Raw genomic sequence first — 15810 nt, 5'->3', positions numbered from 1 at the left:
GCGAAGGGCTGGCAGCCGGGCTGTTGCCAGTGAATACGTATGCAAGCATCACCACCGGCAAAGCGCCGCCGCTAAGCTGGCCGGCATACGTTTTGTGGCCCCTTTGGGGGCAATGAAGCCCGGAGGGGGCGGCCAATGTTGAAGACTTCCTGGTGGCGCGGTGCCGTCATCTACCAGATTTATCCGCGCAGCTTTCTGGACACCAATGCTGACGGCGTCGGCGATCTGCCGGGCATCATCGAGCGACTGGACTACATCGCCTCGCTGGGCGTGGATGCGATCTGGGTGTCGCCGTTCTTCAAGTCGCCGATGGCCGATTTCGGCTACGACATCGCTGACCAGCGCGATGTGGATCCGCTGTTCGGCAACCTGGCCGACTTCGATCGGCTGCTGGCCAAGGCGCATGCGCTGGGCCTGAAGGTGATGATCGATCAGGTGTTCAGCCACACCTCGGTGGACCATGCGTGGTTCAAGGAAAGTCGCGAGAGCCGCGACAATCCCAAGGCCGATTGGTATGTGTGGGCCGATGCGCGCGAGGACGGCACGCCGCCGAACAACTGGCTGTCGATCTTTGGCGGCGTGGCCTGGCGCTGGGAGCCGCGCCGCCGCCAGTACTACCTGCACAACTTCCTGTCCTCGCAGCCGGATCTGGATTTCCACAACCCGGCGGTGCAGCAGGCAACGCTGGATTACGTGAAATTCTGGCTGGATCGTGGCGTGGATGGCTTCCGTCTGGATTCCATCAATTTCTGTTTCCACGATGCGCAGCTGCGCGACAACCCGCCCAAGCCGGAAGACCAGCGCGTGGGCCGTGGTTTCAGCCCGGACAACCCGTATGCGTTCCAGTACCACTACTACAACAACACCCGGCCGGAGAACATCGGCTTCCTGGAGCGCCTACGCGCGTTGCTGGACCAGTACCCGGGCGCGGTGACGCTGGGCGAGATTTCTTCGGAAGACTCGCTGGCCACCACCGCCGAATACACGGCACCAGGCCGCCTGCATATGGGCTATAGCTTCGAGCTGCTGGTGGATGATTACAGCGCGCAGTACATCCGCAGCACGGTGGAAAAGCTGGAAGCCACCATGCTGGACGGTTGGCCATGCTGGGCGGTGTCCAACCATGACGTGCAGCGTGCGGTGACGCGCTGGGGCGGCAACCCGGCCAATCCGCAGCTGGCGAAAATGCTGGCCGCGCTGGTGTGCTCACTGCGTGGTTCGGTGTGCATCTACCAGGGCGAAGAGCTGGGCCTGGGCGAGGCCGATGTGCCGTTCGAGGCGCTGCAGGACCCGTACGGCATCACCTTCTGGCCGAACTTCAAGGGCCGCGACGGCTGCCGCACGCCGATGCCGTGGACCGACGGTGCGTTGGCAGGGTTTACCCAAGGCAAACCGTGGTTGCCGATTCCGGTTGAGCATCAGGCTTTGTCGGTGCAGGCGCAGGAAGCGACCAGTGATTCGGTGCTGCATGCGTTCCGTGCGTTCCTGGCATGGCGCAAGGTGCATCCGGCCTTGGTCGAGGGTGCGATTCGTTTCCTTGATAGCGCTGAGCCAGTGTTGTTGTTCGAGCGCCAGTCTGGCGATGAGACCTTGTTGCTGGCCTTCAATCTGTCGGGCGAGGCCGTGCGGCATGCGCTGCCTGCGGGTGAATGGCAGGCCTTGGCGTTGCCGGGTCCGGTGGCGGGTGTTGTTGAGGCTGGCGAGTTGGTACTGCCTGGACACGCGGTGTACTGCGCGCGCCGCAGCTGAGTTTTGTTGTTCTCTCTTTTGTGCGGGCGGAGATAGCATCTCCGCCTTTTTTTTGGCTTTGATTTTGGCCTTGGCCTTGGCCTTGGCTTTGGCTTTGGCCTTGGCTCAAGCCCCTCTCCTGCCTGCGGGAGAGGGGTTGGGGTGAGGGCGCTTCTAAAAGCAAGCCAAAACCAAAGCTCCCCCATCCGCCCTCCGGGCACCTTCCCCCGCAAGCGGGAGAAGGGAAAGCCAAAAGCCAAAAGCCCGAAGGCCAGAGCGATTCCCGTCTGCGCGGGAATGACGGCATAACTTCAACAGCAACAACAGCAGCAGCAACAGCAGCAGCAGCAGCAGCAGCAACAACAGCAACAACAACAACCAGGTGGTCAAGGTATTGGTCGTAACAAGCTTCAGCCATTCCTTGCTGGAATACGGGAAACGTGGGGCCTGTTCACAACGTAAAAGGCCCGCTGCAAAAGCAGCGGGCCTTCAATACGCTTCCAATCAGAACGGTTTAGAACTTGTAGTTCACACCCACCTGGTAGCTGCGGCCCCATTCCACGGTTTCCAGCGGACGGTCCTTGGTGCCGGCATACGTCTCGTACATGGAGTTGGTCAGGTTGCTGGCCTGCAGGAACAGGCTCAGGCCCTTGAACATCGTGCCGTCGCCGAAGCTGTAGCCCACCTGTGCATCCAGCACGTCTTCGCCCTTGACGTAACGCAGCGTGCGGGCGCCGTTGAAGTTGCCGATCTCACCGATGAAGTCCGAACGCTTGCGCTGGTTCAAGCGCACTTCAAAGCCACTGTTCTCGTAGTAGGCGGTGAAGTTGTACACACGCTTGGACAGGCCCGGCAGCATGATCGGTTCGCTGCCCACGCTGGACGTGGTGGCCGGGTCCGGTTTGATCTTGATGTCGCTGTCGTTGAAGCTGGCGCTGGCCACCACACCGAAGCCACGCAGGCCGTCGAAGAAGAGATCCAGCGGCAGCGAAGCCGTCAGCTCGGCACCGCGCAGGCTGCCACCATTGCCGTTGAATGGCGCGGTGTAGGTGCCGGTCTTGTCCACGACGATGCCGGGCGGCAGGCTGATGCCGTTGGCCAGCAGCCACGCGTCCACCTGCTGGGTGAAATCGTAGCCGTCGCGCTTCTCGGTGTAGATGTAGGTCTTCAGGTCCTTGTAGAACACGGCTGCAGCCACGTAGGCCTTGTTGCCGAAGTATTTTTCCCAGGACAAATCGACTGCGTTGGCCACCCACGGATCCAGATTCGGGTTGCCGCCGCTGGCGCCGGGCTCGCCCTTGTTGGTGTCCACGCCGAATTCCATCGACGCGCGCAGTTCATCCACGCGCGGGCGCGCTACCTGGCGGGCCAGGGCGAAGCGCACCGTGTTCTCTGCCGGCAGCTCGAAGGCCAAATTCAGGCTGGGCAGGAAATCGATGTAGCTCTTGCCATCCTTGATCGGAATCACCTGGCTGCCGACCGGCTGCCCGCCGTCCCAGTAATTCGAGTTGGATGACTGACGAACGTGCTGCGCCTGGATGCCGATGTTGCCGCGCACCGGGACCGAACCAATCTGCGTGCTGATGTTGGCGCGCAGGAAGGTGGTGGTGATTTCCTCGTCCACCGTCCACTGCTTGGGAATCAGGTAGCTTTCGGTGGTGGTCGGGTTGAACACCATGTAGCGGCCGACCGCAGCAGGCACGTTCCAGGCTGGGATGTAACCGGCGCCGGCAAAGCCCAGGTTCACCGGCTTGTACTGCAGGTCGGCGGCGATGCTGGTGATGCCCTGCGCACCGAGGTTGATGTTGCCTTCGGCCTGGGTCTTGTTCTTGCTGCGGTCGGCGTAGTTCACGCCAATGTCGAAGTCGGAGAACCAGTTGAAGCCTTCCGGCACCGGGAAGGTGGCGGCCAGCTTGAAGCCCTTCAGCTCGTCATCCACATGCGGGGTCTTGCCGTAGCCCGAGCCGTAGATGGTGTTGGTCAGGAACAGCTTGCTGTAGTCGGAGTAGTCGCGGCCCGGGGTGAACTGGGGGAACTTACCGCCAGCGAAGTTCAGGGCCACCGAATCCAGCGCAGGTGCCGGCAACAGCTGCAGGTTGTTCTCCAGATTCAGCTCATCACGCTCGGCCTTGGACCAGCTGACGTCGGCAACCACGCGGACGTCACCGAAGTTGAATTCGTTGTTCCAGCCGATGGCCTTGATGGTGTCTTCGCGGTTGTTGTACATGCCGCGCACCAGCGGATACACGTTGTGGGCAACGCCGCTCTCGAAGCTGCCGTTGCTGCCCACCACTACGTCGGTGAGGTTCAGTCTGTCGTAGCCGCCGTTGTAGTCGCCCAGATGGATCTCCATCTGGTTGGCGGTGTCGTATTCCTTGGCCTTGGTGTAGAAAGCGTCCAGCGTGCTGGTCCAGCTGTTGTTGGGCCGGAACTGCAGCGTCGCCATCACGCCGTCGCGCTTTGCATGACCGGTGCGACGCAGGGCCTTGATGCCATCGGAGTAGTAGGTGCCGGCGGCGACGCCCGGGCGCCAGCCATCACCGCCCAGCTCCTGCCACGGTTCGTACAGGCCGACCTGGTTTTCCTGCTTGGACATCTCCGAGTGGGAGACGCCGATGGCAAGGCCGATGGTGTTGTCGGCGAACTTGTCGACATAGCTGAAGTTGAGGCGGCTGCCATACGGGTCTTCGCCGGCGGCTTCGCCCAGCGAGTTCTTCTGGTAGCGGCCGCTGACGGCGATGACGCGCTCGTTGTAGCTGAGCGGGCGCACGGTCTGCAGATCCAGCGTGCCGGACAGGCCCTGACCAACCAGGCCGGCATCCGGCGTTTTGTAAACGGTGACGCCACTGATCAGCTCCGACGGGTACTGATCGAACTCGACGCTGCGGTTGTCGCCGGTGCTGACCACTTCGCGGCCGTTGAGCAGGGTGGTGGCGAAGTCGGGCGACAGGCCACGCACGCTGATGACCTGGGCGCGGCCCGCCACACGTTGTGCGGCCAGACCGGGCAGGCGGGCGATGGACTCGGCGATGCTGACGTCCGGCAGCTTGCCGATGTCCTCGGCCGAAATGGCCTCGACGATGGAGCTGGAATCGCGCTTGACCGAGATCGCGCTCTCGATGCCGCGGCGGATGCCGGTCACGGTGACGGTATCCAGGTCGGTGGCCTGGGCCTTTTTCTTGGCGGTATCGTCCGCGGTCTGCGCGTGCACGCTGACGGTGGTCAGCGTGATTGCAGAGGCGAGCGCCACGCTCAACAGATTGCGCTTGGTGTTCAACATTTTCCCCTCCCAGGTAATGTCGTCGGATAATTTTTTTTTTGTCGTGCCAAATGTGATCAGGGCACTTGTCGCCGAGGTGATACGGCTGATTGCGACATGCCTCGCATGGTAATCAGCGGGCAACGCGGCGGAATCGCCCTGCATACGTATTCAATGGGTTTTGCGGTGATGGAATGCCTTGAAAACGCTTTTGGAAAGGGCCCGTGCCGGTAGGAGCGGCCCAGGCCGCGAAGCTGTTGCCGACGCAACGGCCGGAATATCTGCAATTGCGCATCGTCCTTGCGGATCCGGCTTCACCCGCTTCGCCGCCAAGGCGGCTCCTACAGGTGCTTTGGTTCAATCCGTTGGCACCAGGCGCACCGCTGCGCCGCCGCCAGCGCCCAGAGGCAGGGCCAGCGTGTCGGTGCTGCGAACCTCGCGGGTTTCGCGCACAAAGGCGAAGGGTTGGGTTTCCCAGTTCGCACCGTCGCCGTCGCGGTAGATCTCGGCGCGATAGCGGCGCTTGGGATCGAGGAACGACAACGATGCCTGCAGTGCACGCGGTTGTTCATCACCAACGCTGCCGATGAACCATTCGTCGCTGCCACGCGCCTTGCGGGCGAGGGTGACGTATTGGCCGATTTCGCCATTCAGCACGCGGCTTTCTTCCCAGTCCACGGCAACGTCCTTGATGAACTGGAATGCCTCCGGGTGCTGCGCGTAATGCTCGGGCAGGTCGGCCACCATCTGGATCGGGCTGTACAACACCACGTACAGCGCCAGCTGCTTGGCCAGCGTGCTGCGAAGGGGCAGGCCGTTGCGGCCTTTCAGGCTGACGATGCCGGGCGTGTAATCCATCGGCCCGCCCAACATGCGGGTGAACACCAGCGTGGCTTCGTGGCCGGGTGGGTTGGGCGGATTGCCCCAGGCGTTGAATTCCATGCCGCGTGCGCCTTCGCGCGACACCCAGTTCGGCCAGGTGCGGCGCAGGCCGGTGTCCTTGATCGGCTCGTGGGAGTTGATGGCGATGTGTTTTTCCGCCGCCTGCTGCAGTACGCGCAGGTTGTGGTTGCTCATCCATTGGCCTTCGTGCCATTCGCGCGTCACCGGGCCATCGGCGGTGTCCTGGCGCTGGATGTCGCCGGCATCGCAGACGTAGCCGGTCTTGATCACGTCCACGCCATTGCCTGCATACAGGTCCAGCGCAGCCGGCAGTTGTCGTTCGTAGTGGCTGACCGCGCAGGCGGTTTCGTGGTGGCCGATCAAATGCACGCCCTTGCTGGCACCGTACTGGGCCAGTGCAGGCAGGTCGAAATCCGCGGTTGCGCGGGTGAAGTCAAAGCCCCAGCCGTTGGCGAACCAGTCGCCATCCCAACCCGGGTTCCAGCCTTCCACCAGCACGCCGCGGAAGCCGTTGGCTGCCGCGAAGTCGATGTAGCGACGGGTATTGGCGGTGGTGGCGCCGTGCTTGGGGCCGGTGGCCCAGGTTTCGGTCTCCAGGTGCAGTGACCACCAGACACCCACGTATTTGGCGGGTTTGAACCAACTCACATCGCCGATGGCATTGGGCTCGTTGAGGTTGAGGATCAGGCTGGATTCGACCAGATCGCCGGCCTTTTCGCCGATCTGCACGGTGCGCCAAGGCGTATTGAAAGGCAGCGTGCGTACCACCGGCGCGCCATTGCCGGAGGGTGTGAGCGCGGCATGCAGTACATCGCCATCACCGCGTGCCAGGTTCATGCCCGCATAGTCCACCAGCGCCGCTTCATGGATGGACAGATGCAGACCGTTGTCACTGCGCAGGGTCAACGGCGTCTGCACGGTGCCGATCTGATTGAGCGGCGTGTGGTGGTACAGGTATTCCTCGCGGTTCCATTCAAAGGCGGGAATCCACCATGCGGTGGCAGGCCGGGCCAGGGTGAATTCGGTCAGCTCGGCATTGATCTGTGCCTGCTGCATGGCCGGTTGCTGCGGGAATTCGTAACGGAAGCCGACGCCGTCGTCATACACGCGGAACACGACATCGAAGCGGCGGCCCTGCTGGCGTCCGCCGCCGGGCTTCTCGGCGACGCTGGCGCGCAGTTCGTTGTAGTGATTGCGGGTGAGCCGGCGTTCGCCCCACGGTTGCTCCCAGGTGTCATCCGCGCTGCTGCGTTGTTGATCGGTCAGCACGAGGTTGCGCTCCAGGCGACCGTCGTTGAACAACATGCCCAGCCGCGAAGGGGCGATCACCGCCTCACCCTTGCGCTCGATCCGGTAAGCCAGGCGGCCTTCGTGCTGCGATTCCAGGGTGACGGTCAGTACGTCGCCGGGCGACGTGATGCGGGCCAGGTCGTCGGCATGTGCGGCCGGCGGCCCGGCAAGCAGCAGGGCGAAGGCCAGCTTCAGGTGAAACAACGGCGAGGCAGGGCGCGATTGGGCCATGTCGGTCATCAACTCCGGGTATGGGTACGGAAGGCAGGTGCCATCACTATCTCCGTTGGTGCAGGGCGTCATGGGGGCTGCGGGCACTGAATACGTATGCACCAGCGGTGCGTATCCGCAGGCGCGCCTCTACCATGGCCCGGCGCATCCGCGCAGACATTGCATCCGTGATTCCCGGAGGGGGGAAGCGCTTGATGAAAAGCAAACCGCAGCTGTCGTTCTGGCAGATATGGAACATGTGCTTTGGCTTTCTGGGCATCCAGTTTGGCTTTGCACTGCAGAACGCCAATGCAAGCCGCATCTTCGAGACGCTTGGCGCCCCGATGGATGCGGTGCCGGGCTTATGGATCGCCGCGCCGTTGACCGGTTTGTTGGTGCAACCGGTGATCGGCTACCTGTCCGACCGCACCTGGACCCGCTGGGGCCGTCGCCGTCCGTTCTTCATGATCGGCGCGGTGCTCACCACGCTGGCGTTGCTGGTGATGCCCAATTCGCCGACTTTGTGGATCGCGGCGGGCACGCTGTGGGTGCTGGATGCCTCGATCAATGTGTCGATGGAGCCGTTCCGTGCCTTTGTCGGCGACCAGCTCTCGCCCAGGCAACGCCCACGCGGCTTTGCGATGCAGAGTTTCTTCATTGGCGTGGGCGCCATTGTCGCCAGCTTTCTGCCCTTCATCCTGGCGCACTTCGGCGTGGCCAATACCGCCGAAGCAGGGCAGGTGCCCGATACCGTTCGCTATGCCTTCTATTTCGGCGCGGTGGTGCTGCTGGCGGCGATTACCTGGACAGTCATCCGCACGCGTGAGTATTCGCCGGCCGAATTGGCCAGTTTCGACGATGCCGAGCCTTCCGCAGTGCACGCAGCCGCACCGGTGGTGGGCTCGCCGCAGTGGAGCCGCATCTTGGGTTGGCTGGGTTTGGGAGCAGTGCTGGCCGGCATGATCGCGTGGCAGCAAGGCGACCGCATGTTGTACGTGCTGGCTGGATTGTGTGCCGCTTACGGCCTGCTGCTGGGCGTGGCCCGCGTCGTGCCCGGCACCCACATGCTGGCGACCATCGTCGGTGACCTGCGCAGCATGCCGGTGACGATGCGGCGGCTGGCATGGGTGCAGTTCTTCTCGTGGTTTGCGCTGTTTGCGATGTGGATCTACACCACCGCCGCCGTTGCCGGCACGCATTTTGGCTCCACCGATCCGCAGTCGGCCGCCTACAACGAAGGTGCCAACTGGGTCGGCGTGCTGTTCGGTGCGTACAACGGTTTTGCCGCACTGGCCGCGTTGGTGATTCCACTGATGGTGCGCACGCTCGGCCTGCGCTGGAGCCACCTCATCAATCTGTGGCTGGGCGGGTTGGGGCTGATCTCGCTGATGTTCATCAGCGATCCCAAATGGCTGCTGCTGTCGATGGTCGGCGTGGGCTTTGCCTGGGCCTCGATCTTGTCGCTGCCGTATGCGCTGCTGTCCGACAGCGTGCCGTCCACCAAGATGGGCGTGTACATGGGCATCTTCAATTTCTTCATCGTGATTCCGCAGCTGGTCGCGGCCAGTGCGCTGGGGTTTGCGCTGCGTACCTGGCTGGGCGGCGTGCCGATGCATGTATTGGTATTGGGTGGCTGCAGCCTGTTCGTGGCGGGCCTGTGTGTACTGCGGGTTCCGTCGCAATCGGAGGTGGTGTGATGTTCAAGCGTTTGTCTGTTGCGGTTTCTCTGGTGCTGGCTTCCGGCGCAGCGTTGGCGGTTGAACGGCCGAATTACATCGGCACCACCGAGCCGTTCGCCAGTGACGCGGTGTACTTCGTGGTCACCGACCGCTTCGTCAATGGCGATACCAGCAACGACCAGCGCGAGCAGGGCGGCGCGCACCGTACCTTCGACATCCCGGTGCCATGCCCGGACAAGATAGACGGCAACATCGGCTACCTCGGTGGCGACTTCAAGGGCGTGCTGGACAACGCTGACTACATCCGCGATCTCGGCTTCGGCGCGGTGTGGATCACGCCCATCATCGACAACCCGGATGAAGCCTTCACCGGCAGCAGGCCCATCAATTGCACCAGCACGCTGACTGATCGCGGCAAGACCGGCTACCACGGCTACTGGGGCGTCAATTTCTACAAACTTGACGAGCACCTGCCCAGCGCCGATCTGGATTTCGGTGGGCTGACAAAAGGCTTGCACGAGGCGGGTCTGAAAGTGGTGTTGGACATCGTTGGCAACCACGGCTCACCCGCGTGGACCATGCCGGTTACCCAGCCGCAATTTGGGCAGATTTTCGACAAGAACGGCACGCTCATCGCTGACCACCAGAACCTGGCGCCGGACAAACTCGACCCGAAGCACAATCCGCTGCACGCCTTCTACAACAACATCGGCCCGGTGGACGGCAGCAAGGGCTCGATCTTCGACGGCAACCTCGCCGAGCTGTCGGATTTCAATGAACACAATCCGGCGGTGATGGACTACCTGGTGGATGCCTATCTGCAGTGGACCGCGCAGGGCGTGGATGCATTGCGCATCGACACCATCGGTTGGCTGCCGCACCCGTGGTGGCATGAGTTCGTGCAGCGCATTCGGGCGCAGCACCCGGGCATGTTCATGTTTGGCGAAGCCTTCGATTACGACGCCGGCAAGATCGCAGAACACACCTGGCCGTCCAATGCCAACGTCAGCGTGCTGGATTTCCCGCTGCGTGGTGCGTTGTCGTCCACCTTCGGCAGGGAGCAGAAAGGCTTTGAAACGCTGGCCGAGCCCTTGCATCTGACCGGCGGTCCCTATGCCAATCCGTATGAGCTGATGAGCTTCTACGACAACCACGACATGGCGCGTCTGGATGCAACTGACAGCGGTTTCATCGATGCACACAACTGGTTGTTCACCGCGCGCGGTATCCCGGTGCTGTACTACGGCTCTGAAACCGGCTTCATGCGCAGCCGTGCAGAGCACGCTGGAAACCGCGCCTATTTCGGCCAGCAGCGTGTAGATGCCGCGCCGCAGAGTCCCATCTTCGCGCCGCTTCAGCGCATCGCCAGGCTACGTCAGGCGACGCCTGCGTTGCAGCGCGGCGTGCAGGTGACTGAGCGTCTGCATGGCGATGAAGCCGTTTTCTATCGCGTACTTCAGCACGGTGACACCGCGCAGACGGCATTGGTGTTGCTCAACAAGGGCGATGCCGCGAAAACGGTCGAGGTAAGCCGTTACCTGCAGCCGGGGCAATGGCGCGATGCACTCGACGGCGGCACGCAGACGGTGAAGCGTTCGCTGAAGACCGAGGTGCCAGTGCACGGCGTCAAGGTATTCGTGCTCGATGTGCAGGTAAATCAGTCCGAACTGCAGGCGCAGTTGGATGCGGCGATGGCGGACCAGCAGACACGCACGCAGCGAATGAAGCGCTGACGAACATAGCCCCTCTCCCGCGAGCGGGGTTGGGGGTGAGGGCACCGATCAGAGCTGGCGCCAAGCCCCTCTCCGCTGGCGGGAGAGGGGTTGGGGTGAGGGCACCGATCGGAGCTGGCGCTAAGCCCCTCTCCCGCTGGCGGGAAAGGGGTTGGGGTGAGGGCACCGATCGGAGCTGGTGCTAAGCCCCTCTCCCGCTGGCGGGAGAGGGGGTGGGGTGAGGGCAGGGGCTTTGCCATCGCGCTTGCAAACCCCCAATCCATCACCCGCTACAATCCCCAGCCCACCGCAGTCTCCGCCGCAGCCCATGAACAACCTTCCCCCGCAGACCCCCATCGAAACGCTGCTGCAGACCGCGATGGAAGGCAAACTGCCGATCAAGGCCTTCATGCAGGCGTTCGTAGTCTCCGAGGTGGTGCTGCTCACCGGCAGCCTGGTAACGACGGACGGCAGCGGCTTCGACCCGTTGCTGTTCGACAAGCAGGGCGTGCTGCATGTGGCCGTGTTCACCGATATGGCGCGCGTGGGTTTCAACAGCCAACAGGCGCCGCACAACATCCGCATGTTGATGCTCGAGGTACTGCGTCGCGTACCCGGCGGCTATGGCGTGGTGATCAACCCCGGCACCTCGCTGGGCTTTGAAATCTCCCCGTCCGGCGTTGGCGAAATCCTCAGGGATTTCAGCTGACAGATCGTAGGCTGGGATGGAATCCCAGCATGCAGGGCGGCAGAACCGGCGCACCTGGCCCGGGGCGTTGCGCTTGCCCGGGCTACAGCGCTTAGGCAGGCCAGCTTCGCGGCTGAAGCCGCTCCTACGCAACGCCGCGTCGCGACGACTCGCGCATCACCAGCTTCACTGGGATGTTGATCCCTTCCACCGGCGCGCGCGCGATCAGTGCCAGCAGTTTTTCGACCAGCAGTTGGCCGGCTTGCTTGGTGTCCTGCTGCACCGTGGTCAGCGCTGGGGATACCGAAGCCGCCAACGGAATGTCGTCAAAGCCAGTCACCAGCACATCCTCCGGCACCCGCAGCCCACGTTCGCGCAGGGCCCGCAGCGCGCCGATGGCGATCAGGTCGCTGGCGGCGCAGACCGCATCAAAGCGTTCGCCGCGATCCAGCAGGGCCAGGCAGGCGGCGTGGCCGGATTCTTCGGTGGTGATCGCGTCGTGCTGAAGCACACTGTCCGGCTCCAGCCCGCGTGCCCGCAGGGCGTCGGCATGGCCACGGTAGCGTTCCTCAAACTCCGGGTAGTGGCTGGACGCATGGCCGAGGAAGGCAATGCGACGGCAACCCTGCTCAAGCAAGTGCGCGGTGATGTCGAAACCGCCCTGGAAGTTGTCGCTGCCCACCGACACACCCGGTTGCCCCGGCAACGCCGCGCCCCAGCGCACGAAATGCGTGCCTTGTTCCACCAGCCGCTGCAGGCGCTCGACCGACTCGTGGTAGTCGCCATAGCCCAGCAGGATGATGCCGTCGGCCTTGTTGCTGTCCTCGAAATCGGCGTGCCAATCGCTGGACAGCTGCTGGAAGGACACCAGCAGGTCGCGCCCGTGCAGCGCGCAGGCGCGGGTGATCGAGCCAAGCATCGAATGGAAGAAGGGGTTGATCAGCGAGTCGTCCGGGGTGGGGTCCTCGAAGAACAGCAGCGCCAGCGTGCCGGACTGCTGGCAGCGCAGGCTGGAGGCGTTCTTGTCCACCTTGTAGTTCAGCTGCCGGGCGATCTCCAGGATGCGCTGGCGGGTCTCGGCATTGACCATCGGGCTGCCGCGCAGGGCGCGTGACACCGTGGGCTGGGACACCCCGGCCATGTGTGCGATATCCAGCGAGGTGGCTTTCCCTTTGATCGACATCATGACCAGCAATGTGAATGACGCCGGCATCATGCCATGTGCTGTCCTGCGCGGGGATGGCGCAGGTCCGCCCAGGTCATGCGGGTCGTGCTTATCGGGCGGCTGGGTCAGATTCTGCGCACGCCGGACCGCTGCTTGGTACCGCCAAGGGCGGCAAAGGCCTTGGCCCACAAGGGTTGCCACGGCCAGCAAATATCGGCCGCCGGGGGCGATATAATCTCCGCGCTATTGCCCGCATCCGGCGGGTGGACCCCAACGGAAGAGTAGGAACCCTATGGCCCGCGGCATCAATAAAGTCATCCTCGTCGGCAACCTCGGTAACGACCCGGACACCAAATACACCCAGGCCGGCATGGCGATCACCCGTATCAGCCTGGCCACCACCAGCGTCCGCAAGGACAAGGACGGTAACCAGCAGGAGCGTACCGAATGGCACCGCGTGGTGTTCTTCGGCAAGCTCGGTGAGATCGCTGGCGAATACCTGCGCAAGGGCAGCTCGGTCTACGTCGAAGGCGAACTGCGCTACGACAAGTACACCGGTCAGGACGGCGTGGAGAAGTACACCACCGACATCGTCGCCAACGAGATGCAGATGCTCGGCGGCCGTGGTGAAGGCGGCGGCGGTGGTGGCGGCAACTTCGGCGGCGATCGTCCGCAGCGCCAGTCGGCCCCGCGTCAGCAGGGCGGTGGCCAGGGCGGTCAGGGCGGCTACGGCAATCAGGACCAGGGCGGCGGTTACGGCGGCGGTCAGCGCCAGCAGCGTCCGGCCCCGGCCCAGCAGCAGTCGGCTCCGCCGCCGATGGACGATTTCGCTGACGACGATATTCCGTTCTGAGAAATGGGTTGATCGTTGCGTGAAAAAAAAAGCCCTGTTTTTACAGGGCTTTTTTATTTTCGTTGGTGGTGGAAAGTGCAGACGAAAGCACCGTGAAAGCTGCGGTTTGAACAGCGCGGCCTACTGCGTTCGCCTGCAGCTGCGGACGAGCCGGCCGGCCCTTCCGCAGTGCGGGCATTGCATTACCAGTTCAGCTTCAACCCCAGCTGGCCGTTGATGTCGCGATAGGCGTCACCACCACGCTGATAGCCGACTTGGCCCCAGCCGCTCCAGCTGTGGCCGAGATTGCCGAATCTCGGGTGGTGCTTGAAAACTGGCTGCCGTTGGAAACGGTAAGGCTGCCAGACACGACGTAGTCATCATTCGTGTACCAAGAGTCCGCCATGGCCGGGGTGGCCAGACTGATGGCGATGGCACCCGCAATGGCACCGATGCAGCGGGCGCGCATGCCGCGCAGTGATGTCGCAACTACGCATTTGCGGGTCAGTGGATTGCGGATGATGCGGTAGATGCGATTCATGGCGAGACGGTCACCGTGGCTGCCGGGCGCGACCTGACGTCGCAGGGGGCGCAGATTGCCGGTACCGGGGATGTGCTGTTGGCGGCGGGGCGTGATGTCGTTCTGGATACCGCTGAGAACACGCATACCGATGTGCACGACAAGACGGTCAAGAAGTCCGGCCTGTTCTCTGGCGGTGGCTTCGGCTTCACCATTGGCAAGCAGCGCACCGACACCACGGCTGACATTGAAGAGACGACGCATTCCGGAAGCTTGATTGGCAGCACGGATGGGCGCGTGGACATTGCTGCTGGGCGCGATGTGTCGATCACCGGCAGTGATGTCCTCAGTCGGGAAGGCATCGGCATCATTGGTCAGAACGTCACCATTCAAGCGGCCGAAGACAGCAGTGCCGTCATTGAAACCCAGGAGTTCAAGCAGGCCGGTATCAACGTCAGCCTGAAGGGCGGTGCGGTGGATACCGCCATGGCGCTCAAGCACACCGTGGAGCGTGCTACGGAGGCCAAGGATGATCGCCTGAGCGCTCTCTATGCTGCCAAGGCGGGGCAGACGTGAAAACAGGGGTCAGAGTCAGGTTTCGCAAGAACTCGACTCTGACCTTTGTTTTCTTGGACAAGAACGGAAAATTCATTCCACAGCCGGCTTCAGAACTGTTGGGTACAGATAAGTCATGAAGCGAAACATCGTTGGTTCCTCGGTGTATTGGGATAAATGGGTCGGTTATTCGGAGGGGAGATTGGTGGCAAAGGAGCTGGGAAAGGATGAGCCATTTGTCGACGAAGGCTACAGAGCCCAGTACATATACGATCTCGCGAAACTGCATTTACGGTTGGTGCTAGAGCGCTATTCCCGCGGAGACTCCGTGGGTGGCTTGCCTCAGCACTTTGATGGTCTGCTCAAGGCATGGGAAGGGTCGGAGCGATTGGGGAATAGCGTCTGGAGAGAGCAGGAGCAACGAATACGTCACTATTGGCCTATTAACCTGCATTACTATATGGATTGCTTCTGGCTCATCGGCCTAGCGTTGACGCTGGATATTCCCGATAACCAGTGGGGAAAACAGAGGTCAGAGTCAGGTTTCGCAAGAACTCGACTCTGACCCTTACTTTCCTTTGAAGATGATCCTGATTAGTTTCATTCCTCCCGTCACCATAAGGAAGAATAGTGTCAAGTGGCTTCCGGGTTCTCGGGGGTAGAAAAAAGCAAGGGGGCGGATTCAGGTTTTGCAAGAGCCCGACTCTGACCCATGTTTTTCTTGGGGCATAAGGCGGATAAGCGGCTGGAGCTCAAGTTTAGGTAATATCCCCGTGGAGAGGTATATGGAAGAAGTGTCTGATGCAGTTTTTGACGAAATTTATAGCAACACGCAGGGTATATCCTTGGGGGGGCTGTGGTCGTATTCCAGGTATAGCCCCGGTTGGGTCGTGCCTGCGTCATTCGCAGGGTTTGATGGGCAGAAGAAATTCTTTTTTTGTTGTTTAAAGCAGTTCATGAGTTCGAAGCTATTGGTGCTGCATAAGGCCGGTGAGCTTTTGTGCGGGACTGTGGAGGAACAGTTGAGGTTATTTTCCTCTAGCTTTCCGCATTCAGAGGAGGAGGTGGATATCGGGGGCGATGCGATCTGGTTTTACACCGAATCCTGCCCATGTGAGCCGGCTTGGGTGATGAAAGGGGATGACGGAGAGGAGAGGCTTGATTGGGCTTGATCTGTTGTCGCCTCCCCATAAACTTCATCCAGCCATTCTTAGAGGTCTCCGAGCAGGCCGCCCCCCGTTTCTTTCCTCCATCCAATGTCCGACTATC

At 62.1% G+C, this 15810-nt stretch carries 12 protein-coding genes; 8 read left to right on the top strand and 4 right to left on the bottom strand.

The features are described 5' to 3' along the window. The first annotated feature begins 135 nt into the window (after window positions 1-135). Window positions 136-1749 carry an alpha-glucosidase gene (locus ACREP4_RS03185; RefSeq protein WP_431594737.1) on the top strand — a complete coding sequence of 538 codons (1614 nt, stop codon included), beginning with the start codon at window positions 136-138 and terminating at the stop codon, window positions 1747-1749. 493 nt (window positions 1750-2242) lie between these two features. Here the strand turns inward: ACREP4_RS03185 and ACREP4_RS03180 are convergent, their stop codons facing one another. Further along, window positions 2243-5008 carry a TonB-dependent receptor gene (locus ACREP4_RS03180; protein ID WP_431594736.1) on the bottom strand — a complete coding sequence of 922 codons (2766 nt, stop codon included), beginning with the start codon at window positions 5006-5008 and terminating at the stop codon, window positions 2243-2245. 336 nt (window positions 5009-5344) lie between these two features. Next, window positions 5345-7420, bottom strand: a complete 2076-nt coding sequence (locus tag ACREP4_RS03175; RefSeq protein ID WP_431594735.1) for a glycoside hydrolase family 97 protein — start codon at window positions 7418-7420, stop codon at window positions 5345-5347. Window positions 7421-7605: 185 nt separating this feature from the next. On the opposite strand from ACREP4_RS03175, the gene ACREP4_RS03170 reads away from it, so the two are divergent. The 3 genes from ACREP4_RS03170 (at window position 7606) to ACREP4_RS03160 (ending at window position 11490) form a co-directional block, all read left to right on the top strand. Beyond that, the gene (locus ACREP4_RS03170) at window positions 7606-9087 is read left to right on the top strand and encodes an MFS transporter (protein ID WP_431594734.1); all 1482 of its coding nucleotides are present in this window, start codon (window positions 7606-7608) and stop codon (window positions 9085-9087) included. Further along, window positions 9087-10802: an alpha-amylase family glycosyl hydrolase gene (locus ACREP4_RS03165; RefSeq protein WP_431594733.1), complete on the top strand. Its 1716-nt coding sequence runs from the start codon at window positions 9087-9089 to the stop codon at window positions 10800-10802. The genes ACREP4_RS03170 and ACREP4_RS03165 overlap by 1 nt, the downstream gene beginning before the upstream one ends. Before the next feature lie 307 nt (window positions 10803-11109). Continuing rightward, window positions 11110-11490, top strand: coding sequence for an SseB family protein (locus ACREP4_RS03160; protein ID WP_431594732.1), 381 nt, complete (start codon window positions 11110-11112; stop codon window positions 11488-11490). 124 nt (window positions 11491-11614) lie between these two features. Here ACREP4_RS03160 and ACREP4_RS03155 read toward each other — a convergent pair whose 3' ends face one another. Further along, complete coding sequence (locus ACREP4_RS03155; protein WP_431594783.1) at window positions 11615-12652, bottom strand: LacI family DNA-binding transcriptional regulator; 1038 nt, start codon at window positions 12650-12652, stop codon at window positions 11615-11617. A 274-nt stretch (window positions 12653-12926) separates the two neighbouring features. Here ACREP4_RS03155 and ACREP4_RS03150 point away from each other — a divergent pair, with 274 nt between their 5' ends. Further along, on the top strand, window positions 12927-13487 hold the full coding sequence (locus tag ACREP4_RS03150; protein WP_431594731.1) for a single-stranded DNA-binding protein: 561 nt from the start codon (window positions 12927-12929) through the stop codon (window positions 13485-13487). A gap of 196 nt (window positions 13488-13683) precedes the next feature. Here ACREP4_RS03150 and ACREP4_RS03145 read toward each other — a convergent pair whose 3' ends face one another. Beyond that, a complete protein-coding gene (locus tag ACREP4_RS03145; protein ID WP_431594730.1) occupies window positions 13684-14007 on the bottom strand; it encodes a hypothetical protein in 324 nt (107 codons plus the stop codon). Between the two features lie 15 nt (window positions 14008-14022). Between ACREP4_RS03145 and ACREP4_RS03140 the strand changes: the two genes are divergently transcribed. The 3 genes from ACREP4_RS03140 (at window position 14023) to ACREP4_RS03130 (ending at window position 15713) form a co-directional block, all read left to right on the top strand. Further along, the gene (locus tag ACREP4_RS03140) at window positions 14023-14562 is read left to right on the top strand and encodes a hemagglutinin repeat-containing protein (RefSeq protein WP_431594729.1); all 540 of its coding nucleotides are present in this window, start codon (window positions 14023-14025) and stop codon (window positions 14560-14562) included. 115 nt (window positions 14563-14677) lie between these two features. Then, complete coding sequence (locus ACREP4_RS03135; protein WP_431594728.1) at window positions 14678-15106, top strand: PoNe immunity protein domain-containing protein; 429 nt, start codon at window positions 14678-14680, stop codon at window positions 15104-15106. 220 nt (window positions 15107-15326) lie between these two features. After that, the gene (locus tag ACREP4_RS03130; protein ID WP_431594727.1) at window positions 15327-15713 is read left to right on the top strand and encodes a hypothetical protein; all 387 of its coding nucleotides are present in this window, start codon (window positions 15327-15329) and stop codon (window positions 15711-15713) included. Window positions 15714-15810: the final 97 nt, after the last annotated feature.

It is taken from the genome of Stenotrophomonas sp., from assembly GCF_050737575.1.
Lineage (GTDB): Bacteria > Pseudomonadota > Gammaproteobacteria > Xanthomonadales > Xanthomonadaceae > Stenotrophomonas.
This window is presented reverse-complemented; position numbering and strand designations above follow the sequence as displayed.